Raw genomic sequence first — 25,761 nt, 5'->3', positions numbered from 1 at the left:
GCCCGTCATCTGTCCAGGACCTTGTCATCGCCAACAACCTTGCGCACCGTGGCGTCATACTCCGCTGCGGCATCTTCAGGGCTTTGCTTTCCAGTGATGACAGACTCGGTGGCTACCTGGACCGCCGTCGAGATCCTCGGGTAATCGGCGGTGGCAGGGCGGTAATGCGTCACCTTCACCAACTCCGACACGTCCTTCACGAACGGATTCGCCGAAAGGTAGCTCGATTCCTTTGCAACATCCGTGCGCACCGCTATCTGGGAGTTGTTAACGTCAAAGGCCAAGGCATTCTTCTTGTTCAGGGCGGTGGTGAGGAACTTGAACGCAAGCTCAGCGTTCTTGCTCTTGGCACCGACTGCAAGTGTCCAACCACCGGACATGCTGACGCCACCGGGTTCCTGTCCGTTCCGCGTGGGGAACATGGCCACACCCATGTCCTGCTCATAGCCTGCCCACTCATAGGGCCCGCCCTTTTGCCAGAACGACGGCGCATACGAGCCTTCCACGGTTGCCGCCAGTTTGCCCTGCGGGAACCACTCGCCAAAGACCTTCTTCCAGACATTGGCGTCGAGGGCTTCAGCCGGACTCACTGCAAGTTTTTCGTCGTAAAGGGTCTTCAGGAAAGCCAGCGAGTCAGTAAAACCCTGGGAGCCCACCACCCACTTCTTTTCCTTTTCGTCGTACAGCGTGCTGTCAGTCCCATAGAGGAGTTCGTAGAAGCTCTGCATGACGGTGCCCTCGCCCGTACCCTTGCCGGCGTACATATTGAAGGGAATCACGGTTGGGTCCGAGGCTTTGATGGCACGTGCCGTGGACAGGATGTCTTCCCACGTTTTGGGCTGCCACGGGACCGGAATTCCGGCCTTCTGCAGCACCGCCTTGTTGTACCAGATAGCACGAGTGTCAGTGCCGAGAGGCACCGCGTAAATGCCACCGTCGTCGGCCCGGCCGGCAGCTTTGGCCGCTTCATTGAACTGGGACCAGTCATCCCACTTTTCCAGATAGCTGTCCAGCTTAAGGAGGTAACCGGCGTCGACGTCGGAACGCACCTTGAACGTGTCCTCATAGAAGACATCCGGCGCGGTGTCCGGGGAGCGCTGGGCCAAAGCGAGCTTGGTGCCGTAGTCGTCATCGTTGGCTTGGATCGGTTCGAGGTTGACCGTCACCGAAGAGTTGGCCGCCTCGAATTCCTTTTTGGCGTCCTGCATCACGGCATCCAGGGCCGTGAAGGAGTCCGATTTCTGGTAGACGATCTTCAGTGTCTTGTTCTCGGCAGTTGGCGGCGTCGAGGAACACGCGGTTGCAGCGAGAAGAGCGGCTACGACGGGAAGGACGGTGGCAAACCTCATGGGGCGGCGCATTTATGCTCCAATCGAGTCAACGTGGCGGAGTAGTTAGCCCTCCAGCAGGAGCCGTTGGGCGCGTGGTGCCAGCGTGTGCTCCAGGACGAGGCAGGCTGCACCAATAGCGCCCACATCCTCACCCACACCGGAACCCACAACTTCAATACCGTGGATCATGCGGGCCGCACTGTTTTCAGCGATCAGGCCCGGAACACGCTCCAGGAAGTACTTTGACATCCGCCCCCAGAAAGGACCGCCGAAAACAACGCGTTCCACGTCAAGGGTGTTGGTCACCACCGAGACAGCACGGGCCACGAGGGTGGCTGACTTATCAAGGATGGCGATGGCTTTTTCATCGCCGGCATCGGCTTTGTCACACAACAAGGCGTAACGTTCCTGTACCTGCGGGCCATCTGCGTCCTCGCCGTGGCTGTCCAGCACACCGGCCGCCTCGGCCTCAGCCACCAGGACCTGTGGGATACACGAGGACTTCACGCAACCACGGAGCCCGCAGTCACATTGGGGCCCCATCGGATCAACGATGATGTGGCCGATTTCGCCCGCGTTACCGGACGTTCCACGGACCACTTCATCGTTCAGGACAATGCCGCAACCAATACCGGTGCCCATATACATGAAGACGAAACTGCCGGCACCGCTGGCACCGCCGGCCCAGGTTTCGGCCACTGCGGCGCTCGTTACGTCTTTGTCCACCAGCGTCTCCAGGCCGGTGGCCTCCGTGAGCGCCTCGCGGATACGCACCCGGTTCCATCGGGTCAACAGCGGCGGCTCCACAACGGAACCTTCATCGAGGTCGATCGGGCCCGGGACGGCAACGCCGAGCCCCGCGATCTTGGATGCGTCCACGCCCGATTCCTCAATGAGGACCTTGATCTGCTGGGCGATGCTCGTGATCACCGCCGCCGGGTCACCACCGGGAGTAGCCATCCGCGAATGCCTGACGACATCGCCCAGGAGGTCCAGGACAACGAACGTGATGACTGCAGGGTCAAGGTGGACGCCTACCGCATACATGCCCGATGGGTTCAGCCGCAGGATTGTCCGCGGCTTGCCTGGGCCAGTACCCTCTTTGCCTGCTTCCACAATCAAGTGCTGGTCTAGCAGGCGGCGGGAAATATTGGAGATGGTCTGGGGGGACAGTCCAACAATCTGTGCCAGTTCAACACGGCTGAGCCCACCCGAGGACCGCCGGATCGCCTCCAGGATGACCGTCAGATTAAAGTCACCCATGCGGGGTAGATTCGTTCCGCGCCTCGGTGTGGGCTGCCGGATCTCAGTCACTGATTCCCCTAGTCGTTTTCGAAAAAACATCATCGTACTTCGTCTTTGTCTGAATCGTACGATACCCATGCTCACACGGGTATGCGCACACGCAGGCAACGGTGTCAGGGCTTGGTAACGATGACACTAAATTCCCGCCTGGAAGCGCGGGACCGGCTCATCCACGACTCCGCGTCACCGTGAACTTCGGGTTCCGGCCCTCCTCCACGGTGGGACCTATAAGCCGCTCAAGGGAGGGACGGTATTGCAGGTGGCTGTTGTACACAGTCCACAGCTCGCCGCCGGGCGCGAGAACGCGGGCGGCCGCTTCGAACATCTTCAGGGCAGCGCCGGCATGCACGCTGGCTCCAAGATGGAAAGGTGGATTCAACAGGACAAGATCCGCAGTGCCTGCATCAAACGTTGACAGTGCGTCGTCGTGGATCACGGAAATCCGGTCTTCCAGTCCATTGGCAGCCGCCGTGGCCATAGCTGATGCCACAGCCGCCGCCGACTGATCAGTTGCTATCAGGCTCGCCCCCGGCTGGTGCCGTGCAAACATCGTGGCAAGAATGCCGGTCCCACACCCCAGATCCACAACCCGTCGCGCTTCCGGCATCCGGTCCAGGAAGGTCAGGAGGTAACGGGTTCCGATGTCAAGGCGTGCACCGGAAAATGCAGCACCATGAGCACAAACCGTGATCCCCAATTCCGGCAGCTGCTCCACAACAGGGTAGGGAGGCTCACTGGAAACCGGTTTGGGATTGCTGGCCACCAACACCCTGGACTTCTGGCGGGCAAGCTGCGGTTGGACAGATGAGAAATAGCGGTCCAGCACTTTGTTCATACCCAGGGACATGTGCTTGACGCGACCCCCTGCGAGCAGGACCGCATCCGGCGCTGCATAGCGGGCAACGGCGTCGGCGTTTTCCTCCAGCTCCGCCAGCGATTTCGGCAACTGCATGAGCACCAGATTGGCGCCCTCCAAGAGTTCAGCGCCCAATTCGTGGGAACTGAACCGTCCCTGCAGGCCAGCTGCTTCCGCGTTGCGCTGAAGCGCAAGCCTGCCGGTGTAGAGATCCTGGTTAACGCGGACGTGCCCGACGCCGCTCCCCGCCAAAGCGCCCAGCGTCAGGGCACCATACCGGTCGCCGATGACAACAGCTTTGGTTTGCGGATGGATATGCTCCGAGGCCACCTGAAGCAACAGCCTGTCTGTGGCGTCATATGCCTGAAGGTTGTCCGCCTCGACATCGGGGAACCTGCGCAGCCCGCCGAACAACGGCTCCAGTTCCTGTGCGGCCACGATCACGTTCTCGCTTTCCTTAAATTCGTTCGCTTTAGTGTCTCGACTTCATGCTGCCTCTGGAGGAATGTGGATGATGCAACATGCCAAGCACCTGTTGCCGTATCGGATGGCGAACCCATACCCTGTCGGCTACAGGCACCGGTCCCGCCCCGCCCACGAGCCAGGCCCCGGGACCGCACTTAACCGGCTCCCTCCCTGAGAGCAAACCATGAGTGTCAATGTTGTCACGCAACTCCAAGTGAAGTCACTTAACTCCCCCGACGAAACGCGCAGCCCGGACAAGACGACGGTTGAAATCGTTACTGTCGGAGACTACACAATCGGCCGGACTACCTTTGAACCCGGCTGGACGTGGGACGACTGCATCAAACCTGTAGTCGGAACAGACTCCTGCCAATTGAGCCATGTCGGCTTCTGCGTTTCCGGCGCCCTCGAGGTGGAAACCAACGACGGTGGACAAATCAGCATTTCCGGCGGCGATTCCTACACGATCCCACCGGGACACCACGCCCGGGTAGTAGGCGATCAGCCCTTCCAAGGCATCGAATTCCTCAGTGCGGCCGAGTTCGGCGTCCGCCCGGAGTAGGAATCCGGCCCGCTAACCCGTTGATGCAGGCATCCCGCAAAGGAACCAGAAAGCAAAAGACCCCGCTCACCCGAGCGGGGTCTTTTATCCGAAGTGGAGCTGAGGGGACTCGAACCCCTGACCCCCTGCATGCCATGCAGGTGCGCTACCAGCTGCGCCACAGCCCCGGATCTCGTTGATTTCCGCGGGAAGATTTCCCTTCCCGCCGAAGCAACTCGTCAATACTAACCACAATCCCCCGAGAAGCGAAATCACAGCAGCGTGATGCCCATCACGGGGATCAGCGGGCGTTTCTGTCCTGCTGAATCGGCAACCCCGCAGCCGGGGTGCGCTGGATCGCTCCACCGCACCTCCCCCCAACGGCTGCACGGGAGTCCCCCGGTCCAGACCGGCGACTCCATCTGAAGTCTAGAATCATGGGCAGGATAAACCAAACCGTCCAGTCGGTTTTAGCGAGCTGAATTTATGCGCGGTGGTAGCGTAGTGGGGTCCGGCAGCGCGTTTTTGCTTGCCACCACACCTCGAAATAACTGAGAGGCTCCCCACCGCCCATGCAGCAACGTGCGAAAGACACCCGCCTTTCCGTTATTGAAGGCGCCGCCCATGTCTTCGCAGAAGTTGGGTACGGCAATGCAAGCCTGAGCGACATCACCAAGCGTGCCGGAGTCACCAAGGGAGCACTTTACTTCCACTTCACGTCCAAGCGGGAGCTCGCCCTGGCCGTCATCCAGGAGCAGCACGCGCTGGTCCTCGCGGCGGGTGCGGCCATTGTGGCCTCAAGCGTGCCTGCCCTGGAGAAGATCATTGCGCTCTGCAGGATGTTTGGCCGGCAATTACTGGAAGAAGCGATTGTCCAGGGCGGGATCCGCCTGACGTTTGAAGCATCCGCATTTGATGCCGATATCTCGGGCCCCTACCAGGACTGGATTGACACCGTGGAGAATCTGCTCCGCCAAGCCCAAGCCGAGAGTGCAGTCCGGACCACGCTGGATCCCGCCGCCTTCGCCCGCTACCTGGTTGCTTCCTTCACCGGAGTCCAGATGGTTTCCAACGTCCTCACTGCCCGCACGGACGTACTTCGCCGCATTGACGAGATGTGGGAATTCATGCTGCCGGCACTAGAAGCAGGCGCTGACAGCTAGCAGCCGGGACTCGGCAGCTAGTCGAAACCACACAAAAAAGGTTCTGCCCTTCTTCATCACGAAGAAGGGCAGAACCTCAAGAGTGGAGCTGAGGGGACTCGAACCCCTGACCCCCTGCATGCCATGCAGGTGCGCTACCAGCTGCGCCACAGCCCCATATTCTTGCTGCTTCATGATCAACTCTTCAGTCATCCGCGGCGAAGCAACTCAAATATCTTAGAACAGCGTTTCCGAAAATTCCAAATCGGGCATATTCGGATGCCGGCCCATGTTTAGAGCTCTGATTCCCCTGCTGGCGCGGCCTTTGCGGAGGCGTCATCCCCCAGTTCAAGGTCAACTACAGGGCAGTCCTTCCAAAGGCGCTCAAGGGCGTAGAAAACACGGTCCTCGGCGTGCTGGACGTGGATGACGATGTCTGCGTAGTCCAAGAGCACCCAGCGGCCTTCGGAACGGCCTTCCCGACGAACCGGACGAAGGTCCTGCTTCATCAGTTCTTCCTCGATGCCATCAACGATTGCGTTGACCTGGCGTTCTGTGGGCGCAGAGGCAATCAGGAAGACGTCAGTCAGGGCGAGGCGTTCGCTGACATCGAGGGCAACAATGTCTTCTGCCAGTTTGTCGGCCGCAGCACGCGCGGCGTGACGGGCGAGGGTGATGGATTGTTCATGTGCAGACACGGGACTCCTTGTTGTGGCCGATGGCCTGTAAATGGCGTTAGCCGGGTTCTAGCGAAATTAACCGCTGGTGATCATGATGATGCCGACGATGAGCGCGACAACACCCAGCGCCATGACGCCGAGCTGCAGCAGCCTGTTGCGCTGGGCCCGGGCCAAGCCGGCCGTGTTGGCGTCCAAAGGGTCAAGCCCATAGGCCGCGCTGGCAGCAATCGGCGGACGCTGCGTTTCTTCAAGCTGTTCGTCGACGGCGACAGGGCGCTTCCGCGCGTTCCTTGCTACAGCCTCGGCACGGGCGAGGACACCCGAACGGCCACGTGTGCCCTTTCCGTTTGCCGGGGCGTTGCCGATACCAAGGGTGGGACCCGATGACGTCACGAGAGGCACGAATGTGGTGCTGGGGCGCTTCATGACCGGGCGTTCAATGCCGGGAACCTTGACGAACTCCAGTGGCGTGACCATGGCAAGGTTGTTGGCAGTGGACGGGCCGACCGAGGCCGCTGCTGCCGGGGCCTTGGCTTCGGCTTGGTTCTGTTCGGCAAGCTTCTGCTTGGCCGCAGCTCGCTTGTTCAGCACCGCAGCACGCTCGGCAAGGGCAATCTGCTGGGCGAGGACTTCAGGATCGACAGCCAGTGGATCTTGCTCGGCAATGTGCTCAAGCTTGGCGGTTTGATTCTGGACCTGGGCAGCGATCAGTTCACGTACCGCGAGTGCCTGCTCCACAGACATTTCAGATTCTGCGGTACCAGTGCCGGCTGCCGAATCGTCGTCGGAACCCTTGGCGCCCGCATCAGGCGCAGCCTTGGCATCCACGGGTTTAGCGGCTGGCTTATCGGCTGGTTTGCCGGGTGCTTTTCCGGACGGTATGGGGACGATGGGGTTGGCAGAGGTGGCTACTTCTGCCTGGAGTTGCTGCAGGCGAAGCTGGCGACGTGTTGGTGGTCCACCGCCGGAGAGCTGCTCTTCCTTGTCTGCGAGCTCCTTGATGGTACGCAGCGCCGCGCGGTCGCGGGCGCGGATCTGGGAGGACCGCTCCTGCGCGGCGACTCCCACTGCGTCTACAGGTGCGTCGGCAACACGACGATTACGACCAGTTACAGCATTCTCCGCTGCGTCCACTACCTGGGGTGGTGTAGCTTCGGCCTGCGGCTCCTGGTTCTCTTCGCGGGCGCGGCGAAGCTCACGCCTGCTGCGTATGGGTCGCTGTTCCTGGCTGCTCATTCAAAACTCATTCAGTACGTGCTTGGTCGTCTGATCCGGATAATGCCGGGGCCAGCTCCCCTGCCCCTGGCTGCCCTGGCCCTGATGGCTTGGTCCCAGAGTCCGCGGCGTACAGACCATACTTGGCGATGTACTGCACCACGCCATCGGGGACGAGGTACCAGACGGGGTTCCCGGCACCTACGCGTGTTCGGCAATCCGTTGAAGAAATCGCCATAGCTGGAACTTCCAGGAGGCTGACGTCTTCCCTGCCCATGCCGTCCAGTTCGTGGCCAGGGCGCGTGACACCAACGAAGTGCGCCAAAGACCAGAGTTCGTCAACGTCCTTCCAGGACAGAATCTGGGCCAAGGCGTCAGCTCCAGTGATGAAGAACAGATCAGCGTCGGGTCGCTGGACCCTCAGATCGCGCAGGGTGTCGATGGTGTAAGTGGGTCCGGGGCGGTCAACATCAACCCGGCTCACCGTGAACCTCGGGTTTGACGCCGTGGCGATCACGGTCATCAAATAGCGATGCTCGGGTTTACTGACCTGCTTGCTGGACTTCTGCCAAGGTTGCCCAGTAGGCACGAAAACGACTTCGTCGAGATCGAACTTGGCGGCAACCTCACTTGCAGCCACAAGGTGGCCGTGATGGATGGGATCAAAAGTTCCACCCATCACGCCCAGCCGGAGCCTGCGCTCCGACTCCCCGCGCGGAGTTGCGGCGATAATGTTAGTGGCCCTGCTTGTGGGTGTGCTTGTTCGGGTGCTGGCGGTGCGGATCCGAGTGCTCTTCTACAGCCTCGTGACGGTTGCCGAGGTTGGTGTAGGAGAGAGCAACGAACATCAAAACCAGCAGGAGAGCAAACATGCTGACTCCGAAGACCCACGGCTCGGCCCAGAGCGGGGCGGGCGCTTCGTGGCCGCCTTCTGTTTGGGCTGCTATGGACGTGGCGATCTGCTGAAACAGCATCTTCTCCCCTAGTTGGTTCTCAAGGATTTTCGACGGCGGGACTCCCCGCCGTTCCGGACTTCTGTTCTATGTTACCGCGTAGCTAGCTGCGGATCTGGCCTTCGCCTTGGACGATCCACTTGGTTGTGGTGAGTTCCGTGAGGCCCATGGGCCCGCGGGCATGCAGCTTTTGGGTGGAAATGCCCACTTCTGCTCCGAGCCCGAGCTCGCCACCGTCGGTGAAACGCGTGGAAGCGTTGACGATGACGGCAGCCGAGTCGATCTCAGCGATGAATCTTTCGGCGTTGGCCAGGTTGTTCGTCAGGATCGCTTCGGTATGTCCGGTGGTCCACTTTCGGATGTGATTAACGGCATCATCAAGGTTGTCCACCATGGCTACAGCGAGGTCCAGGTCCATGTACTCGGTGGCCCAATCGTCGTCGTCGGCCGGAACGGATTCAACGTCCTTGCCCAAGGCGGCGGCAATCCGCTCATCCACGTGGAGCCTGACTCCGGCAGAGCGAAGTGCGGCGGCAACGGCAGGCAGCACGGTGGAGCCCGAGTGGACGAGGAGGGTTTCGACGGTGTTGCAAACGCTGGGACGCTGCGTTTTCGCATTCAAGAGAATGTCAACAGCCATCTCTTCATTTGCCGATTCGTCGATGAAGATATGTACATTGCCTTCACCCGTTTCAATGACGGGCACGGCAGAGTTGGCCACGACAGTCTGGATAAGGTCCCGTCCACCGCGGGGAATCAGAACGTCAACGCGGCCACGGGCACGCATGAGCACGTTGGCGCCCTCACGGCCGTACTGGTCCACGGTCTGAACGGCATCGGCAGGCAGGCCTACCGAGTCCAGAGCTTCCCGAAGAATCTGCACCAAGGCCTCGTTGGTGTTCGCAGCTGCCGATCCGCCACGCAGGATGACGGCGTTACCGCTCTTGAGCGCCAGACCGGCAATATCCACCGTGACATTGGGGCGCGCTTCATAAATAGCGGCAACAACGCCCATGGGGACATTGACCTGGCGCAAGCGCAAGCCGTTGGGAAGGGTTTGGCCGCGGACTACGTTACCGACGGGATCCGGCAGGCCGGCCAGGTTCTCCAAAGCCGCAACCAAGCCATCAATGCGGGCAGGCGTCAATGTCAGCCTGTCCAGGAGTGCGGCAGACGTACCATTGGCACGGCCTGCGGCGACGTCCTTCGCGTTTGCTTCCAGCACGTGCTTCCGGCGCTCCTGAAGAGCGGTCCCGATGGCACGCAGGGCGCGATCCTTCCAGGCCCGGTTGGCCTGTCCCATGCGTCGGGCAGCCTTGCGGGAACGGTCTGCAATCGCGTGCACCGCGGTTTGGACGTCTTCCGGTGACAACGGAACGCCGCCTGCCACAGGGCTCTCCGGCGTCTGGCCGGCGGCACCGGAAACGTCGGAAATCACAGGGGCGTCAGGGGTCAGCGCTTCAGTCATGTTCCAAGTTTAGATGAGCGGGCGGCCTGAAGGAGTACGAGGTCGTCAACATGAACAACTTCGCGGTCGTAGCCCCTGCCCATCGCCTGCCCGAGCTCCTGTGTGGTGCGGCCAAGCATGCGGGGAAGCTCATCCGAGGAATAGTTCACCAGGCCACGCGCCACAACGGTCCCGTCCGAGGCCACCATTTCCACGGGGTCACCGGCTTCAAAATCACCGCTGATGTCCGAAATGCCCGCAGGAAGGAGTGACCTGTGCCGGTCGCGCACGGCTTTCACCGCGCCGTCGTCGAGCATCAAGCGCCCGTGAACCGTTGCCAGGTGCGCCAACCACAACAGGCGCACGGGCTTGCGATTGCCATTCACGGCGAACCACGTTCCCACGTCCTCCCCCGCAAGGGCTGCTGCGGCGTTCGCCGTGGACGTCACCAAGGCGTGGATGCCCGAGCCCGCGGCAATGGACGCTGCCTCCACCTTGGTCATCATGCCCCCGGTGCCAACACCTGCTTTGCCCGCCTTGCCAATGGTCACGTCTTCGAGGTCCTGCGGACCGCGAACCAAGGCGATCCGCTTGGCGCCATGGGAGGGCGGCCCGTCGTAGAGGGCATCGACGTCGGAGAGCAACACGAGCGCGTCGGCACGGACCAGGTGGGCCACCAAAGCCGCGAGGCGGTCGTTGTCGCCAAAGCGGATCTCGTGGGTTGCGACGGTGTCGTTCTCATTGACGACGGGAACGACACCAAGATTCAGCAAGCGATCCAGGGCCCGGAACGCGTTGGTGTGCTGCGTCCTGCGCATGAGGTCGTCAGCCGTCAGCAGGACCTGGCTGACCGTGACGCCATGCGCGCTGAAAGCTTGCGTATAGCGCGCCATCAGCAGGCCCTGCCCCACGCTGGCCGCAGCTTGCTGCGTCGCAAGATCTTTCGGGCGCTTGGCCAGCCCCAGCGGAGCAAGGCCAGCTGCAATAGCACCCGAAGAAACGAGGATGATTTCAGTGCCTGCGTTTCGCTTGTCCGCCAGCGCATTAACCAGCGAGGTCAGCGATTTCTCGGAGATGCCACCCTGGATACTGGTCAGCGAGGACGAGCCAACTTTGACCACAATCCTCTTGGCAGTGGCCAGGGCCTGGCGCTCAAGAACCTCTTCGTTCGGAATTTCGACGGTCCTAGTCGTCATCACCGGTATCCAGGTTGCCTTCCGTCACAGGCTGGGCACGACGGCGGCTGACGGACTCAGTCCAGATGCCTGCCTTGCGCTCGGCTTCCAGTTCGGCGCGGGCAGCAGCCTTGGCTTCGCGGCGCTCAAGCTGTTCATCGCGCTTCTGTGAACGCGTGGGACGGTCGCCGATGTCGGCAACGCGGATGTCGGTACCGCGGGGAGTAGCCAGCAGTTCGGCACCGGCCATCATGGTGGGCTCCCAGTCGAAGACCACGCCATCGTCCTCACCGATGACCACGGTATCGCCAGGCTTGGCGCCAACCTTGAAGAGCTCAGTCTCGACGCCGAGCTTGGCCAGGCGATCAGCCAGGTAGCCGATGGCTTCCTCATTGGTGAAGTCGGTCTGCTTGACCCAGCGGACAGGCTTCTCGCCGAGGACGCGGAACAATGGCTCGAGGTTCTTCTCCTCGCGGCGGATCCGGAATCCGCTCTCGTTGACGGCGCGGGGACGAAGGACAGGCGGGGCAACCTTGGGAGGCGCAGTCTCAACGGCGTCCCGTGCAGCCTTGACGATCTCTGCCATGGCGAAGCCAAGCTGGCGCAGGCCTTCATGGCTGGTTGCCGAGACTTCGAAGACCCGGTAGCCGCGTGCTTCGAGTTCCGGACGAACGAACTCAGCCATGTCCTTGCCGTCAGGAAGGTCCACCTTGTTCAGGACAACAAGCTTGGGACGTTCGTTCAAGGGCACAACCTCGCCGTCGACGCCGGCGTAGCTCATGTCAACGGCGTACTTCTCGAGTTCCGCCTCGATGATGGCGAGATCGGAGAGGGGATCACGGTCCGATTCCAGGGTTCCGCAGTCCAGGACGTGAACCAGGGCCGCGCAGCGCTCGACGTGGCGCAGGAAGTTGTGGCCAAGGCCCTTGCCCTCGCTGGCGCCTTCGATCAGTCCGGGCACATCGGCGATGGTGAAACGGATCTCGCCAGCCTGGACGACGCCAAGGTTGGGAATGAGGGTGGTGAAGGGGTAATCGGCGATCTTGGGCCGGGCAGCTGACATCGCTGCAATGAGGCTGGACTTTCCTGCGGACGGGAATCCGACCAAGGCGATATCGGCGATGGACTTCAGCTCCAGGACGATGTCGCTGGATTCGCCTTCGATGCCAAGCAGCGCAAAGCCGGGTGCACGGCGCTTCTGGGAGGAAAGTGAAGCGTTTCCGAGGCCTCCCTGGCCACCTGCAGCCGCAACATACTCCGTGCCCTCGCCAACGAGGTCAGCCAGCACTTCGCCGTCCTTGGTCTTCACCACGGTGCCGTCCGGCACGGGAAGGATCAAGGTTTCGCCGTTCTTGCCGCCGCGCCAATCGCCCATGCCAGGGCCACCGTTGGTGGCGTGGCGGTGGGGGGCGTGGTGATAATCCAGCAGGGTGGTGGTCTGCGCGGACACCCGAAGGATGACGTCTCCACCATTGCCACCATTGCCACCGTCAGGTCCGCCGAGTGGCTTGAACTTTTCCCGCTTGACAGAGACACAGCCGTGGCCGCCGGTTCCGCCGGATACGTGCAGGACTACCCGGTCTACAAAGCTCGCCACGTGAATCTCCTCTTGCTGTTGCCAGCGCTGTTGCAAAAACCAGAGCGCCATAAGCGCCCTAATCGATTGTAATGCGGTTAAAAGAACGGTGGAGCGGGCCGTTTGGCCCGCTCCACCGGTTCAGAACTTGTTGTTACTCTGCAGCTGCAGCAGCAACGATGTTCACTACGCGACGGCCGCGGCGAGTACCAAACTCAACCGCACCGGCCTCGAGTGCGAACAGGGTGTCGTCGCCACCGCGGCCGACGCCTGCACCGGGGTGGAAGTGGGTTCCACGCTGGCGAACGATGATTTCGCCTGCGGAAACTACCTGGCCACCGAAACGCTTGACGCCGAGGCGCTGTGCGTTGGAGTCACGACCGTTGCGAGTGGAGCTCGCGCCTTTTTTGTGTGCCATGTGAAATGCCTGCCTCTAAATTTCTGGGGAAACTGAAAATCTGAACAGAGTAACGAAAGTTACTTGATGCTCGTGATCTTGATCTTGGTCAGTTCCTGACGGTGACCCTGGCGCTTCTTGTAGCCGGTCTTGTTCTTGAACTTCTGGATGACGATCTTGGGACCGCGAAGGTCCTCAAGGATCTCAGCCGTGACCGTGACCTTGGCCAGGTCCGCGGCAGCGGACGTGACCTTGTCGCCTTCAACCAGGAGCAAGGCGGGCAGCTCAAGCGTGCTGCCGGCTCCACCGGGGACGCGGTTAAGCGTTACGTAGTCTCCAACGGAAACTTTTTCTTGGCGGCCGCCTGCGCGGACAATCGCGTACACCACTTGGGTACTCACTTCTCTCGACGTTTCTTACTAAATTTGCGTGCGGAACCTTGAACCGGAATCAGGCTTGGTTCGCGCTGTGCCTCAACGCCGTGGACTTCAGATCGAAGCCCGCGAGTCATCCCATGAACAATTCCAAGGGGCATAACCCAAGTGTTGGCGTAAGCACCGAAGATCAAGATTACGCTAGTTTGACCTTCAGCTGCAAATGAGGCCGGGTCCGGAGGCTATCGGGTGACTTGCGTCACCAGTTGTAACGGACTCTCCCGGCACCGTGCCCATACAGCCTACAGGATTTGCGCGGGGATACTGCGGTTTGGCCCGCGACGCGCTGGAGCTTTGTGAATTTGTTCCACGCGGCAAGCTCGGAAGCCCTGCTCAGGCGAAGAGCCTGGGGGCATCAAAGAAGGCAGTTTCGTAGCGGCAGGACTGGGCGAAGGCGTCAACCATGGCCTTGCGTTCCTGCACAGTGGCGCCAACTGCCGCAGCATCGGTAAAGTCGATCGCCTTCCGGGTTGCGGCAGCAAACTCTTCATCCGCGTACGTCTTCAACCATGCGGCGTAAGGGTGGTCGCTGGGAGCGCCTGCTTGGATATACGCCGCGTGAAGTTGCTGCCCTACCTCCGCGTACAGCCAGTAGCAGGGCAGGATTGCCGCCAGCAAAACGGCGTAACTGCCCGAAGCCGACGTCGCCAGTAGATGGTCCACGTACGACCTTGTCACGGGTCCGGTCTCTGTCGAAGCCGGACGCGTGCTCAGCCAGTCCCGGTGGAGCTCGGACTCCACTTCAAGGCAGAGTTGCGATGACTTTGCCCAGAAGAGCTGCTCTTCTTCAGTGGGGGCAAGTGCACCTGCGCGCGCCAAAACCCGGGAGTAGCCGTTCAGGTAGATGGCATCCTGGGCGAGGTAATAGTTGAAGTGGGGCTCCGGAAGACGCCCGGACTGCAGGCCCTGAATGAAGCCGAGGCCGTAGATTGCGTCCAATTCCGGTGCAGCTTCGGCCCACAGCCGCGCGGCAAAGTCGCCGGACTTCCCTGCAGGATTCAGCGCCGGCTCCATGTGGTGGAAGTGGTGGACCGGCCCGCTGCCCTTGCCTACCTCGAGCCGGTCGGCCGCCGTCAGGGCCTGCAGCAGCCACGGCTTGACCTCTCGGAGTGATGCCTCCCAATCGTCCCTGCGGGCTTGGACCGTGGCCAATGCCGAGGAGAGTGAGCACCCCGTTCCGTGGCTGTTCCTGGTATCCACTCGGGGCCCAGGCACCTCGATGACGTCCTGCCGAAGCAAGCCACTCGTATTGACCAGCGCATCCGGACAGTCGTTTCCTGCCAAATGGCCGCCCTTCACCAAAACCGTCGTTCCACACTCAGCAGCCAGTCGCTTGCCTTGGTCAAGCGCCGTGGCCCAATCCCGGGCTTCGGGCTCACCCAACAACATCGCCAGTTCGGGAAGGTTTGGCGTGATGAGATCCGCCAACGGCAAGAGGCTGCGCAAAGATGCTTCTGCGCTCTCACGCAGAAGACGGTCGCCACTGGTGGCCACCATCACCGGGTCAAGGACCACGACGGCGGGACGCACCTCTTCGAGCCAGTTACGGACTTCGTCGATGACGGCCGCGTCACCCAACATCCCGATCTTGACTGCATCAATGTCAATATCGCTGCTGATCGCGTCCAGTTGCTGACGCAGGAACTCCACAGGCGGAACATGGACTGCGCTGACGCCCAGGGTGTTCTGGGCCGTCAAAGCTGTGATGGCAGCCATGCCATAGCCGCCGTGCGCTGCGATGCTCTTCAGGTCTGCCTGGATTCCGGCGCCGCCAGAAGGATCCGAGCCGGCAATGCTGAGCACCCGCGGATGTGGCCGGGCCGGGACTGCTCCGATACCAGCGGGGTAGACAGGGTAGACAGCGGAATTCGACGATGAAGCCATGGTGGACATCCCTTCGCCGGTGCTAACCGGACAGGTTCAACGGGTCTGGATCTCAGCCAGGCCCATCGCCCGGCACCCCGTGTCAGTTTCCTAGCGTAGCCCGGAAGCCCCCCGGCCCGGGAACCGGACGGCCTCGGGGAATGGATGTGACTGTCAACAACAAAAGAGTCCCGCAGCATCCGCCGTAAACGGATGCTGCGGGACCCTGTCAGTGCCTACAACTCGGAAGCAGGAACTCCCACCCCAAGGATGATGGGCTCGTCAGCTACCTTCTTTTTGGCAGGCTCTTCCGCTGCCGGCGCCTTGGCTTCATGGGCCGATCCACCTGCGGCGGCAGCAGTTACATCGTGGTGTTCCACACTGGTTTCGTTTGCGGAACCCTGCGCCCTGCTGGCACTGCGGTTCCTTCGGCCGCGACGGCCACGGGAACGCGATGAATGATCGTGCTCATCGGTAGTGACAGCATAAGCGCTGCCCGGGGAAACGGCGGAAGCAGTCGCGGGTTCGGACACCGAAGTCCTCGGCTCTTCCTCAGCAGCCGGTGCGGCGCCGAGGTGCGAAAATGCCTCGGCCAACAGGTCCAGGCTCATGGCCGGCTTACCGGCAGGTGGTTCCTCATGGTGTTCCACAAACGGAAGAGCCACTTCTTCGCCACCAAAACGCAGAACAGGAGTGGAGCGTGCTTCCCGGACCGCAGCCTCATGACTGGCGGCATCAGGTGCAGCCGGTACCCCGGCATCGCCGGTTGCAGCTTCAGGGGCGGATTCATCGGTATGACCCTGCTGGCCTGCTGCGCGGGCCAGCTCCTCCGCACGGTGAACCTCGTCATCGTGCAAGTGGGCGGCATGCGCTGCAGCGGCTATGGTGGCAAGAGCTGCCCTGGTCGCCTCAGCCTTCGCCTGGCGGGCCGGGTCCACGGACTCCGTGGCTGCCGGAGCCACGGGGGCGGCAGGCGTGCTGTGGACCGTAGGGGCAACTTCGGTCATTGCCGGTCCCCCACCCTTGCCGCGGCGACGCTTGCGATCAGTGCGCGCAGCAGGCTGTTGGGTGGGTTCGGCGTGCGGACGGTGGTGCTCGGCGGCAACGACGTTGGCGCGTCGGTGTTCCACGGGCTCATCGTGGGTGACGACACCACGCCCGGCACAGTGCTCGCACTGTTCACCAAACACCTCAAGAAGGCCTGTTCCCATGCGCTTGCGCGTCATCTGCACCAGGCCCAGCGACGTCACTTCGGCCACTTGGTGCTTGGTGCGGTCACGGCCAAGGCATTCCACCATTCGGCGGAGCACCAGGTCGCGGTTCGATTCGAGGACCATGTCAATGAAGTCGATGACGATGATGCCACCGATATCGCGCAGGCGAAGCTGGCGAACCACTTCCTCGGCCGCTTCAAGGTTGTTCTTGGTGACGGTTTCTTCCAGGTTTCCACCGCTGCCGGTGAACTTACCCGTGTTGACATCCACCACGGTCATGGCTTCTGTGCGGTCGATGACCAGGGAACCACCAGACGGAAGGAAAACCTTGCGTTCCAGCGCCTTGTGGATCTGTTCGTCGATCCGCCAGGCAGCGAAAATGTCCTGGTCCTTGGTCCACTTCTCAAGGCGGCCCACCAAATCGGGAGCAACGTAGGTGACGTAAGCCTCGATGGTGTCCCAGGCGTCGTCGCCGGAAACGATCAACTTGGAGAAGTCTTCGTTGAAGACATCCCGGACAACCTTGATAGTGAGGTCAGGTTCTCCGTAGAGCAGCTCCGGAGCCAGCACCTTGGTGGAGGACGCCTGCCCTTCAATGCCTTCCCACTGCGCGCGCAGACGGTTGATGTCGTGCGTCAGTTCTTCCTCGGATGCACCTTCAGCGGCTGTGCGCACAATAACGCCGGCGTTCTCCGGTAAGCGGTCCTTAAGGATGCGCTTGAGGCGGTTGCGTTCGACGTCGGGCAGTTTGCGCGAGATACCGGTCATGGAACCGCCCGGCACGTACACAAGGTAGCGGCCCGGCAGGGAAATCTGGCTGGTGAGGCGGGCGCCCTTATGGCCAACGGGGTCCTTGGTAACCTGCACCAGGACGGAATCACCGGACTTCAGCGCATTCTCGATCCGGCGCGGCTGGCCCTCAAGGTTCACTGCGTCCCAGTTCACTTCACCGGCATACAACACCGCATTGCGGCCCCGTCCGATGTCAACAAAAGCAGCCTCCATGGATGGCAGAACATTCTGGACCTTGCCCAGATACACGTTGCCAATGAGGGAGTCCTGCTGGGTCTTGGACACAAAGTGCTCAGCCAGTACGCCGTCTTCAAGGACCGCGATCTGGATTCTGTCGTCGCGCTGGCGGACGATCATCTGGCGGTCCACGGACTCGCGGCGGGCAAGGAACTCAGCCTCTGTAATCACCTGGCGGCGGCGTCCGGTCTCCCGGGATTCGCGGCGGCGCTGCTTCTTGGCCTCAAGCCTGGTGGAACCCTTAACGCTGGTAACCCGGTTCGACGGGGCCGTCTCAGTGATCGGGCGGGGCGCGCGGACACGGGTCACTGTGTTGGGGGGGTCATCGTCAGAGCCGCCCGTCAGTTCGAGATCCTGGTCACCGCGGCGACGACGTCGACGACGACGCGACGTGACGCCCTCTTCGAGCGCTTCCGCTACCGGAGCATCTTCTTCATCCTCAGTCTCGGCGCCGTCTTCGGACTCGGTCTCATCCCGTTCTGTTCCGCGGCGGCCACGGCGGCCGCGGCTCCGGCGACGACGACGGCTGCTGGAATCCTCCAACTCGTCAGTTGAGCCGGTTTCCGGAGTTTCTTCTTCAGCCTCTTCGGCCTTTTCCTCGACCGCCGGACGTGCCACGGTGCTGAGGTCAGGGGCCTGGAAGATCATGGACGTAATGGACACCGGCTCCAGGAACAACGACGTTGAACCGGGGGCGGACTCCTCGGGTGCTTCAGCTTCTTCCTCGGCGGGAACGGCGTCCGGGGTGGCCGGCGCAGGCTGGGACGCGGCGTCCGGCGTCGTGATTTCTTCAGTGGTTTCCACAGCGGCTGCAGGCGTCTCAGCGGCCGTTGCGTCAACGTCCTTGGGCTTGGCAGTCCGACGACGGCGGACCGGCTTTTCAGGGGCAGGTTCGGCATCGGTTTCCGGCTGGGACGCTACTCCGGCTTGGTCGTCAAAACCGGGGAGGGGCTCGGCAGGCACTGTTGTCTTGCGCGCGCGGCTACGGCGCGCCGGCGCCTTGACAGCTGCTTCGGTCGGTTCAGTACCGGTGGGTTCGCCGGCTGCTTCTTCAGTAGCGGCTGTTTCGACCGCCTTGGGCGCAGCCTTGCGCCGTGTCCGGGTGGTCTTCTTGGGCGCTTCCGCAGTTTCCGCGGTAGCTGCCTCGTCATTAACGGCTACAACCTGGTCATTATCCATATGTGGCAACACTCCTGCCCCAGCGACGCCGCCACATCCGGCGCCCAGTGGGGCAATTATTTGTCAAAACCCTCAGGCGTTGACAGAAGTCGGTAGTATTCCTTCCGGTTCGCACCATCATTGGGGTGCGGCAGCCCTGGAAGGCCGGTGGCTTTGCTCTGAAACCCGTTGTTCTGCTGCCACAACCAGGTGCCGTCCATTGTCATGGCGGGCAAGCCGAGGATCACGTGATCCAGGCAGGCCCTGCTCATGCTGGCGGTCTTGGGAACAAGTCACCGGACCGGATTCCGAATGTGGATCGGCTTCCGGCCATGTTCATTCTCTCACACCCCTGCACATTCGAAGCGTAGGAGACTGTGTCGCACGGTGGGGAAAGTGCCTGCACAAGCTGGGGACCACGTCCAGCCTCCGGCGTTACAATCCTCACAAGAGCCGTTCCCGGACTGGCCGGGTCATTGTCGAAAAGGATTGCGTCCGCGATGCCAAGCACCGCCAGGGGAAACCTGGCCAATCAAGCCTCCACCCCTGCGGGTGGGAAGACCACGGAGCCAGGATTGCAGCGCGCGGCCCGGCCCGACTATGTGCCTAATTCCCTGCCTGATTCCCTGGCCAAGGCCGTGCAGGACAAGCCATTTGCCTGGCTCCTGCTGATCACCGGCGTCATCGGCTGGCTGGCTTCGGGGGCATTGGTCCTTGAGAAGCTGGAGGTACTCAAGGACCCCAACCACATCACGCTCTGCGATGTGAATCCGTGGGTTTCCTGCGGAGCCGTGATGCAGACACCGCAAAGCTCCGTTTTCGGGTTCCCCAACATGTTCATCGGGATCGTGGCCTTTGCGGTGATCATCACCACTGCCATGGGACTCCTGGCCGGGGCAAGGTATTCACGCGGGTACTGGCTGGGCTTGCAGGCAGGCGTAACCCTCGGTTTCGCTTTTGTTGTGTGGCTGTGGTCTCAGGCCCTGTATGTCATCAACGTGCTGTGCCCGTTCTGCATGGTGGTGTGGGCAGTCATGATCCCCATGTTCGTCTGGGTGACCATCCGCAACATCTCCCATGGAGTCATCAAAGCCCCGCCTGCACTGGCCAAGGTCCTGGGCGACTCCGGATGGATCGTTGTGGCACTGCTGTACGTAGCTGTCATCGCCACGATCTTCTTCGCCTTCATCCACGTCTTCGCGGGTACCTCGGGCTACTGAGCCAGATCCTTAAGGAAAAAGTTAGGGCCAATGTTCATGGCGAACATTGGCCCTAACTGTTAACTCGGCGAGGCGTAGTTAGTTCGCGAACCAGATCTTGATCTCACGCTCGGCGGAGTCAACAGAGTCCGAGCCGTGGACGAGGTTCTGCTGGACTGCCAGGCCCCAATCACGGCCGAAGTCGCCGCGGATAGTGCCCGGTGCCGCAGTAGTGGGGTCAGTGGTGCCCGCCAAGGAGCGGAAACCCTCGATCACGCGGTGGCCCTCAAAGACAGCCGCAATGACCGGGCCGCTGAGCATGAATTCCACCAGTGGCTCGTAGAACGGCTTGCCCACGTGTTCTTCGTAGTGCTGCTCCAGCAGCTCGCGGGTCGCGTTGACCTTCTTCAGCTCAGCCAAGGCGTAGCCCTTGGCTTCGATCCGGGCGAGGATGCTTCCGCTAAGGTTGCGGGCGACGCCGTCGGGCTTGATCAGGACAAGGGTCCGTTCAATGCTCACAGTTGCTCCAATGTGATGGGCGGGTGGGTTTCCCAGCCAGTTTACGGGGTTTCCGGACCTGCCTCGTCACGATGCGTTGCATCCCATTCAGCCTGTTCCCGGTCCCGCTGTGCCACTTCACGGTCGATCCTCATCCCCGTTCGGATTCCGTACCACCAGCAGATGGCGAAGAGGACGCCGACGATGAACATCATGGGCTCGGCGATCCCGGTCAGGATCAGGAGGAGCTGCAGCCCCCAGCCGAGGCCGATTCCCCAGGGCTTGGACAACACGGCACATGCAAGGACCAGGACTACGCTGAGCGTGATGCCCACGCCCAGGATGATTCCAGGAGCCACTTCGCCACGCTTTAAGCCAAATACCACCAACGTTCCGAAGAAGGCTACGAAGGCTTCAAGCAACAGCACGGTGGATGCGAACATCACCTTGGTGGACCGGCGCTTTTTGGGCATGCCGGGGCGCCATTCACGCTGGGCCTTGGTCAGCTTTGCCACGGTCAGGCACCTTCCTTGCCAAGCAGGATGCGTGCCTCAGCCACCAGGGTGATGGAGCCGGTGACCAGGACGCCGCCGGAAAGGTCATCATTGGACTCGGCTCGTTCTACGGCCCACTCCAGGGCATCATCAAGTTTCTCGGCGATGTGGACGTTGTCCTCGCCAAAGCCAAGATCGACGGCGAGTTCGGCCAGTTCCGCTGCAGGGACGGCACGCAGCGAGTTGGACTGGGTGAAGCAGAACTCCTCTGCCAGGTCGCCGAGCTGTTCCTTCAGGGTCTTCAGGATCTCCTCGGCGTCCTTCTCCCGGAGTACTCCTACGACCACCACGAGCTTGCTGAAGCTGAAGGCCTCATGGATGGCCTCCGCAGAGACCCGGATCCCTTCGGGGTTGTGGGCGGCATCCACCACGATGGTGGGGGCTGTCCGCACCACTTCCAGGCGGCCAGGGGACGTCACATTGCCGAAGGCTTCCTTCAGGACATCTATATCGAGCTCTTTCTCTCCGCCACCGAAGAACGCTTCCAGTGCGGCTACAGCAACGGCGGCATTCTCTGCCTGGTGGGCACCATGCAGGGGCAGGAGGAGGTCCTCGTAGCGACCTGCGAGGCCTTGGACCGTCAGGACTTGTCCGCCCACCGCTACGCTGCGAGACTCCACGCCAAATTCAACGCCCTCGAAGCGGAACGGTACGTCCACCTCGCGGGCTTTTTCCAACAGGACCTGGGCAGCGTCCACCGGTTGGGCAGCGCTCACCAGGAAGCCACCGGGTTTGATGATCCCGGCCTTCTCATAGGCGATGTCCTCGGTGGTGTCGCCCAGGAGATCCGTGTGGTCCAGGGAAATGGGCGTGATAACAGAGACTTGGCCATCGCCCACGTTGGTGGCATCCGTAATGCCGCCCAGGCCAACTTCCACGACCGCCACATCTACCGGCTGGTCAGCGAAAATCGCGAAGCCAAGGATTGTCACGCACTCAAAGTACGTAAGCCTGGGCTGGTTCTCAGCTATGAGCTCGTTGTCCACGATTTCCAGGTAGGGCCGGATCTCATCCCAGATCCGAACAAACGTCGCATCTGATACGGGCTCACCATCAATGCTGATGCGCTCGGTGACTTTTGAAAGATGCGGGCTGGTGTAACGGCCTGTGCTCAACCCGTGTGCACGTAGCCCGGCCTCAATCATCCGGGCCGTGGAGGTCTTGCCGTTGGTTCCCGTGACGTGGATGATCGGGAAAGCCTTGTTGGGCTCCCCGAGCACGTCCATGGCCCTGAAAAGCGGCGCCAACCGGGGTTCCATCTTGTTTTCAGGTGCACGGCCAAGAAGTTCGGCGTACACGCTTTCCACTGAGAATTCGTCGGTCATGATTCAGGCCCCTGCCTTTGCTACGGTGACGCGCGGTTCCTCGGCGCTGGAGAGAAGGACTTCCAATTCCAGGGACAGCGTCTCAGTCTTGACGAGCTCAGCGTTGGCTTCCAGCGCATCAATGACGTCCTGCTGCGCCTGGACAGACGTGCGGATGCGGTCGCTGACATTCAGTCCAGCATCCTTGCGTGCTTGCTGGATGGCACGAACCATGTCCCGGGCCAATCCTTCCGCAGCAAGCTCCGGAGTGACCTCGGTGTTCAGGACGACGAATCCACCACCGGGAAGCACCGAGACGGCCTTCTGGGCGGCAGCACCGCCGTCGGACGTTTCTCCTACCACAGTCTCCAGGCTGTATTCATGCGGCTCAAGCTCGAGTCCCCCAGCCACCACGACGCCGGAATCGTTCACGGACCAGTCACCGGACTTGGACCCCTTGATGGCTTGCTGCACGTTCTTGCCAAGGCGCGGACCAGCAGCCCGGGCGTTGACCACCAGTTTCTGCTCGATGCCGAATTCCTCCGGCGAAGCCGAAGCAGCGTCCAGCAAGCGTACCGAGCGAAGGTTCAGTTCATCAGCGACGACGGCGGCGAAGCCTTCCAGCGCATCTGCACCAGGTGCCACAACCGTCAGTTCCTGGAGCGGCAGGCGGACCCGCAGGTTAGCGGCCTTGCGCAGGCTTGAACCGGTGGAGCAGATCTGCTGCACGCGGTCCATTGCTTCAACCAGTTGCGGGTTGGACGGGAACAGCGAAGCGTCAGGCCAGTCAGCCAGGTGCACAGAGCGGCCACCTGTCAGGCCGCGCCAGATCTCCTCGGTCACCAGCGGCAACAGGGACGCCGAGACCCGGCAAACAGCTTCCAACGCCGTGTACAAGGCATCGAATGCGTCTTCGTTCTCGTCGAAGAAGCGCTGGCGGCTGCGACGAACGTACCAGTTGGTCAGCATGTCCAGGTAGCTGCGGAGTTCATCGCAGGCCCCGGAGATGTCGTAAGAATCCAGGCTTTCGGTCAGGCTGCGGACGAGGTCCCCGGTGTTGGCCATCAAATACTGGTCCAACGTGTCGGAGTAGCCGTCGTAGCGCAGCTTCGCTTCGTACCCAGCGCCGCCGTTGGCAGCGTTCGTGTACAGGGTGAAGAAGCTGTAAACATTCCACAGCGGCAGGATGACCTGGCGGACGCCGTCGCGGATACCCTGCTCGGTGACCACCAGGTTGCCGCCGCGAAGGATCGGGCTGGACATCAGGAACCACCGCATGGCGTCGGAGCCGTCACGGTCCAGGACCTCGGAGACGTCCGGATAGTTCCGCAGACTCTTGGACATTTTTTGGCCGTCGGAGCCCAACACGATGCCATGGCTGATGACGTTGCGGAAAGCGGGACGGTCAAACAGCGCCGTGGACAGGATGTGAAGCATATAGAACCAGCCGCGGGTCTGGCCGATGTACTCCACGATGAAGTCCGCAGGGTTGTGGGTGTCGAACCATTCCTCGTTCTGGAACGGGTAGTGCACCTGGCCGTAGGGCATGGACCCGGAGTCGAACCAGACGTCCAGGACATCTTCGACGCGGCGCATGGTGGACTGCCCCTCTGCCGGCGTACGGGGGTCGTCCGGGTTGGGGCGCGTCAGCTCATCGATGAAGGGCCTGTGCAGGTCCACTTGTCCTTCGTTGTTGACCGGCAGGCGGCCGAACTCCGCTTCAATGTCAGCCAGCGAGCCGTAAACGTCCGTACGCGGGTACTCAGGATCATCGGACTGCCATACGGGAATCGGCGAACCCCAGTAGCGGTTACGGCTGATGGACCAGTCGCGGGCGTTGTCCAGCCATTTGCCGAACTGGCCATCCTTGACGTTGCCCGGGATCCAGTTGATCTCCTGATTGAGCTCGGACATGCGGTCCTTGAACTTGGTGACCTCGACGTACCAGGACGATACGGCCCGGTAGATCAGCGGGTTCCGGCAACGCCAGCAGTGCGGGTAACTGTGCTCGTAGCTGGCCTGGCGGACCAGTCGGCCGTCCGCGCGGAGGACCTGGGTGATGGGCTTGTTCGCATCAAAGACCTGCAGTCCCACAATGGAGGCCAGTTCTCCGTGCGCAAACAACGGCAGGAACTTCGCGCCTTCGTCCACGGAAAGGACAACGGGGATGCCGGCGTCCTCACAGACCTTCTGGTCATCCTCACCATAGGCCGGGGCCTGGTGCACGATGCCCGTACCGTCCGTGGTGGTGACGTAGTCCGCCACCAGGAAGCGCCAGGCGTTTTGGGTGCCGTACTTCTCAGCATCGGCGAAGTCGTTCCACAGCGGCTCGTACTCAAGGCCCGCCAGCTCGGCGCCTGTATGCGTTGACACGACGGCGGCAGTCGCGGCCGCTACGCCGTCGGCACCATCTCCGTACCCCAAATCCTTGGCGTAGGTTCCCACAAGCTCAGCGGCCAGAAGGAAGCTGCCCGTGACCGGCGCCTCCACGGACGCAGCCTTGACGCCATTCGGACCGGCGGGCAGGACGGCGTAATCGATGCCAGGCCCGACGGCGAGCGCCAGGTTGGTGGGCAGCGTCCAGGGCGTCGTGGTCCAGGCAAGGGCCTGGACGCCTGCGAGCGCCTGTGAGAGTTCGGACGTGCCCGCCTTGATGGGGAAAGTCACCGTGACGGTCTGGTCCTGGCGGTTCTTGTAGACGTCGTCGTCCATGCGGAGTTCGTGGTTGGAGAGCGGGGTCTCGTCCTTCCAGCAGTAAGGGAGCACGCGGTACCCGTTGTAGGTGAGGCCCTTCTCATGCAACTGCTTGAACGCCCACAGCACTGATTCCATGTACTCGACGTTGAGTGTCTTGTAATCGTTGTCGAAGTCCACCCAGCGGGCCTGGCGGGTGACGTAGGCCTTCCATTCGTTGGCGTACTTCATCACGGAGGCGCGGCAGGCGTCGTTGAATTTATCGATGCCCATGGCTTCGATCTGGGTCTTGTCTGTCATGCCCAGCTGCTTCATGGCTTCCAATTCAGCAGGCAGGCCGTGGGTGTCCCAGCCGAAGCGGCGTTCCACGCGCTTTCCGCGCTGCGTTTGGTAGCGCCCTACGAGGTCTTTGGCGTAACCCGTGAGGAGGTGGCCGTAGTGCGGGAGGCCGTTCGCGAAGGGAGGGCCATCGTAGAAGACGAATTCGTTGCTGCCGTCTTTGCCTGCATCACGCTGGTCGATGCTTGCCTGGAACGTGCCGTCTTCATCCCAGTACTTGAGGATGCGCTCTTCGATTTCCGGGAACTTCACGGAAGCGGACACGCCCTGCGTGCCTGAAGGAGACGCTGAGGCCTTGGGGTAGTGGGTCATCTCATATCCTGTGATAGCTGGTTGACTGTCAGGATGCGAGGACGGCTCCAGTGTTTGCTGTTGCCGCGGTACCACCTCAC

At 61.7% G+C, this 25,761-nt stretch carries 22 protein-coding genes, 2 tRNA genes and 1 riboswitch; of the genes, 3 read left to right on the top strand and 21 right to left on the bottom strand.

Annotation, left to right across the window (positions count from 1 at the left end; genetic code table 11):
• Positions 1 to 5 precede the first annotated feature (5 nt).
• From AC1DD7_RS20345 to AC1DD7_RS20335, 3 genes are all read right to left on the bottom strand, one after another.
• Positions 6 to 1,361: an extracellular solute-binding protein gene (locus AC1DD7_RS20345; protein WP_477516342.1), complete on the bottom strand. Its 1,356-nt coding sequence runs from the start codon at positions 1,359 to 1,361 to the stop codon at positions 6 to 8.
• Between the two features lie 33 nt (positions 1,362 to 1,394).
• Complete coding sequence (locus tag AC1DD7_RS20340) at positions 1,395 to 2,594, bottom strand: ROK family transcriptional regulator (protein WP_431115445.1); 1,200 nt, start codon at positions 2,592 to 2,594, stop codon at positions 1,395 to 1,397.
• Positions 2,595 to 2,802: 208 nt separating this feature from the next.
• Positions 2,803 to 3,930 (bottom strand): class I SAM-dependent methyltransferase, encoded by a 1,128-nt coding sequence (locus tag AC1DD7_RS20335; RefSeq protein ID WP_477516372.1) that lies wholly within the window; start codon positions 3,928 to 3,930, stop codon positions 2,803 to 2,805.
• Between the two features lie 211 nt (positions 3,931 to 4,141).
• On the opposite strand from AC1DD7_RS20335, the gene AC1DD7_RS20330 reads away from it, so the two are divergent.
• The gene (locus AC1DD7_RS20330; RefSeq protein ID WP_431115447.1) at positions 4,142 to 4,519 is read left to right on the top strand and encodes a cupin domain-containing protein; all 378 of its coding nucleotides are present in this window, start codon (positions 4,142 to 4,144) and stop codon (positions 4,517 to 4,519) included.
• Positions 4,520 to 4,613: 94 nt separating this feature from the next.
• Here the strand turns inward: AC1DD7_RS20330 and AC1DD7_RS20325 are convergent.
• Positions 4,614 to 4,686, bottom strand: a tRNA-Ala gene (locus AC1DD7_RS20325).
• A 384-nt stretch (positions 4,687 to 5,070) separates the two neighbouring features.
• On the opposite strand from AC1DD7_RS20325, the gene AC1DD7_RS20320 reads away from it, so the two are divergent.
• Entirely contained in the window at positions 5,071 to 5,661 is a 591-nt protein-coding gene (locus AC1DD7_RS20320; protein WP_431115448.1) for a ScbR family autoregulator-binding transcription factor, read from the top strand.
• Between the two features lie 83 nt (positions 5,662 to 5,744).
• On the opposite strand, the gene AC1DD7_RS20315 is transcribed toward AC1DD7_RS20320, so the two are convergent.
• The 13 genes from AC1DD7_RS20315 to AC1DD7_RS20255 all read right to left on the bottom strand — a co-directional run bounded on the left by AC1DD7_RS20315 (position 5,745) and on the right by AC1DD7_RS20255 (position 19,053).
• Positions 5,745 to 5,817: transfer RNA gene (locus AC1DD7_RS20315), tRNA-Ala, on the bottom strand.
• Between the two features lie 116 nt (positions 5,818 to 5,933).
• Entirely contained in the window at positions 5,934 to 6,338 is a 405-nt protein-coding gene (gene rsfS, locus AC1DD7_RS20310) for a ribosome silencing factor (RefSeq protein WP_216925495.1), read from the bottom strand.
• Positions 6,339 to 6,395: 57 nt separating this feature from the next.
• Positions 6,396 to 7,556, bottom strand: a complete 1,161-nt coding sequence (locus AC1DD7_RS20305; protein WP_477516341.1) for a hypothetical protein — start codon at positions 7,554 to 7,556, stop codon at positions 6,396 to 6,398.
• Between the two features lie 7 nt (positions 7,557 to 7,563).
• On the bottom strand, positions 7,564 to 8,265 hold the full coding sequence (nadD, locus tag AC1DD7_RS20300) for a nicotinate-nucleotide adenylyltransferase (protein ID WP_477516371.1): 702 nt from the start codon (positions 8,263 to 8,265) through the stop codon (positions 7,564 to 7,566).
• 4 nt (positions 8,266 to 8,269) lie between these two features.
• Complete coding sequence (locus AC1DD7_RS20295; protein ID WP_224090660.1) at positions 8,270 to 8,509, bottom strand: hypothetical protein; 240 nt, start codon at positions 8,507 to 8,509, stop codon at positions 8,270 to 8,272.
• Positions 8,510 to 8,591: 82 nt separating this feature from the next.
• Positions 8,592 to 9,956, bottom strand: a complete 1,365-nt coding sequence (locus tag AC1DD7_RS20290; protein WP_477516340.1) for a glutamate-5-semialdehyde dehydrogenase — start codon at positions 9,954 to 9,956, stop codon at positions 8,592 to 8,594.
• Positions 9,953 to 11,131, bottom strand: coding sequence for a glutamate 5-kinase (proB, locus tag AC1DD7_RS20285; protein ID WP_477516339.1), 1,179 nt, complete (start codon positions 11,129 to 11,131; stop codon positions 9,953 to 9,955). The genes AC1DD7_RS20290 and proB overlap by 4 nt, the downstream gene beginning before the upstream one ends.
• Positions 11,121 to 12,707, bottom strand: a complete 1,587-nt coding sequence (gene obgE / locus AC1DD7_RS20280) for a GTPase ObgE (RefSeq protein ID WP_431115452.1) — start codon at positions 12,705 to 12,707, stop codon at positions 11,121 to 11,123. Before obgE ends, proB begins: the two co-directional genes overlap by 11 nt.
• A 133-nt stretch (positions 12,708 to 12,840) precedes the next feature.
• Positions 12,841 to 13,104 (bottom strand): 50S ribosomal protein L27, encoded by a 264-nt coding sequence (gene rpmA / locus AC1DD7_RS20275; protein ID WP_021470683.1) that lies wholly within the window; start codon positions 13,102 to 13,104, stop codon positions 12,841 to 12,843.
• Between the two features lie 59 nt (positions 13,105 to 13,163).
• Positions 13,164 to 13,472 (bottom strand): 50S ribosomal protein L21, encoded by a 309-nt coding sequence (gene rplU, locus AC1DD7_RS20270; protein ID WP_477516370.1) that lies wholly within the window; start codon positions 13,470 to 13,472, stop codon positions 13,164 to 13,166.
• A gap of 378 nt (positions 13,473 to 13,850) precedes the next feature.
• Positions 13,851 to 15,401, bottom strand: coding sequence for a bifunctional hydroxymethylpyrimidine kinase/phosphomethylpyrimidine kinase (locus AC1DD7_RS20265; RefSeq protein ID WP_477516338.1), 1,551 nt, complete (start codon positions 15,399 to 15,401; stop codon positions 13,851 to 13,853).
• A riboswitch (TPP riboswitch) is annotated at positions 15,393 to 15,491 on the bottom strand. Its footprint overlaps the gene before it by 9 nt.
• 125 nt (positions 15,492 to 15,616) lie before the next feature.
• Entirely contained in the window at positions 15,617 to 18,802 is a 3,186-nt protein-coding gene (locus AC1DD7_RS20260; protein ID WP_477516337.1) for an Rne/Rng family ribonuclease, read from the bottom strand.
• A gap of 56 nt (positions 18,803 to 18,858) precedes the next feature.
• Positions 18,859 to 19,053, bottom strand: a complete 195-nt coding sequence (locus AC1DD7_RS20255) for a hypothetical protein (RefSeq protein ID WP_431115456.1) — start codon at positions 19,051 to 19,053, stop codon at positions 18,859 to 18,861.
• A 228-nt stretch (positions 19,054 to 19,281) separates the two neighbouring features.
• Here AC1DD7_RS20255 and AC1DD7_RS20250 point away from each other — a divergent pair, with 228 nt between their 5' ends.
• Positions 19,282 to 20,001, top strand: coding sequence for a vitamin K epoxide reductase family protein (locus AC1DD7_RS20250; protein WP_431115457.1), 720 nt, complete (start codon positions 19,282 to 19,284; stop codon positions 19,999 to 20,001).
• A 78-nt stretch (positions 20,002 to 20,079) separates the two neighbouring features.
• On the opposite strand, the gene ndk is transcribed toward AC1DD7_RS20250, so the two are convergent.
• The 4 genes from ndk to ileS are packed head-to-tail and all read right to left on the bottom strand — an operon-like array spanning position 20,080 to position 25,681.
• Positions 20,080 to 20,499 (bottom strand): nucleoside-diphosphate kinase, encoded by a 420-nt coding sequence (gene ndk / locus AC1DD7_RS20245; protein ID WP_431115458.1) that lies wholly within the window; start codon positions 20,497 to 20,499, stop codon positions 20,080 to 20,082.
• A 41-nt stretch (positions 20,500 to 20,540) separates the two neighbouring features.
• Positions 20,541 to 20,993, bottom strand: a complete 453-nt coding sequence (locus AC1DD7_RS20240) for a DUF4233 domain-containing protein (protein WP_477516336.1) — start codon at positions 20,991 to 20,993, stop codon at positions 20,541 to 20,543.
• Between the two features lie 2 nt (positions 20,994 to 20,995).
• On the bottom strand, positions 20,996 to 22,357 hold the full coding sequence (locus AC1DD7_RS20235; protein WP_477516335.1) for a bifunctional folylpolyglutamate synthase/dihydrofolate synthase: 1,362 nt from the start codon (positions 22,355 to 22,357) through the stop codon (positions 20,996 to 20,998).
• Between the two features lie 3 nt (positions 22,358 to 22,360).
• Positions 22,361 to 25,681 carry an isoleucine--tRNA ligase gene (ileS, locus tag AC1DD7_RS20230; RefSeq protein WP_477516334.1) on the bottom strand — a complete coding sequence of 1,107 codons (3,321 nt, stop codon included), beginning with the start codon at positions 25,679 to 25,681 and terminating at the stop codon, positions 22,361 to 22,363.
• Positions 25,682 to 25,761: the final 80 nt, after the last annotated feature.

The sequence above is a fragment of the Paenarthrobacter sp. 10L412 genome (genome assembly GCF_056395565.1).
This window is presented reverse-complemented; position numbering and strand designations above follow the sequence as displayed.

Excerpts from the sequence above, each read along its gene's own strand:
- AC1DD7_RS20345 (WP_477516342.1), bottom strand. The coding sequence starts at position 1,361 with ATGCGCCGCCCCATGAGGTTTGCCACCGTCCTTCCCGTCGTAGCCGCT.
- AC1DD7_RS20340 (WP_431115445.1), bottom strand. The coding sequence starts at position 2,594 with ATGGGTGACTTTAATCTGACGGTCATCCTGGAGGCGATCCGGCGGTCC.
- AC1DD7_RS20330 (WP_431115447.1), top strand. The coding sequence starts at position 4,142 with ATGAGTGTCAATGTTGTCACGCAACTCCAAGTGAAGTCACTTAACTCC.
- AC1DD7_RS20320 (WP_431115448.1), top strand. The coding sequence starts at position 5,071 with ATGCAGCAACGTGCGAAAGACACCCGCCTTTCCGTTATTGAAGGCGCC.
- AC1DD7_RS20305 (WP_477516341.1), bottom strand. The coding sequence starts at position 7,556 with ATGAGCAGCCAGGAACAGCGACCCATACGCAGCAGGCGTGAGCTTCGC.
- AC1DD7_RS20295 (WP_224090660.1), bottom strand. The coding sequence starts at position 8,509 with ATGCTGTTTCAGCAGATCGCCACGTCCATAGCAGCCCAAACAGAAGGC.
- AC1DD7_RS20290 (WP_477516340.1), bottom strand. The coding sequence starts at position 9,956 with ATGACTGAAGCGCTGACCCCTGACGCCCCTGTGATTTCCGACGTTTCC.
- proB (WP_477516339.1), bottom strand. The coding sequence starts at position 11,131 with ATGACGACTAGGACCGTCGAAATTCCGAACGAAGAGGTTCTTGAGCGC.
- rpmA (WP_021470683.1), bottom strand. The coding sequence starts at position 13,104 with ATGGCACACAAAAAAGGCGCGAGCTCCACTCGCAACGGTCGTGACTCC.
- AC1DD7_RS20265 (WP_477516338.1), bottom strand. The coding sequence starts at position 15,401 with ATGGCTTCATCGTCGAATTCCGCTGTCTACCCTGTCTACCCCGCTGGT.
- AC1DD7_RS20260 (WP_477516337.1), bottom strand. The coding sequence starts at position 18,802 with ATGGATAATGACCAGGTTGTAGCCGTTAATGACGAGGCAGCTACCGCG.
- AC1DD7_RS20255 (WP_431115456.1), bottom strand. The coding sequence starts at position 19,053 with ATGAGCAGGGCCTGCCTGGATCACGTGATCCTCGGCTTGCCCGCCATG.
- AC1DD7_RS20250 (WP_431115457.1), top strand. The coding sequence starts at position 19,282 with ATGCCAAGCACCGCCAGGGGAAACCTGGCCAATCAAGCCTCCACCCCT.
- AC1DD7_RS20235 (WP_477516335.1), bottom strand. The coding sequence starts at position 22,357 with ATGACCGACGAATTCTCAGTGGAAAGCGTGTACGCCGAACTTCTTGGC.
- ileS (WP_477516334.1), bottom strand. The coding sequence starts at position 25,681 with ATGACCCACTACCCCAAGGCCTCAGCGTCTCCTTCAGGCACGCAGGGC.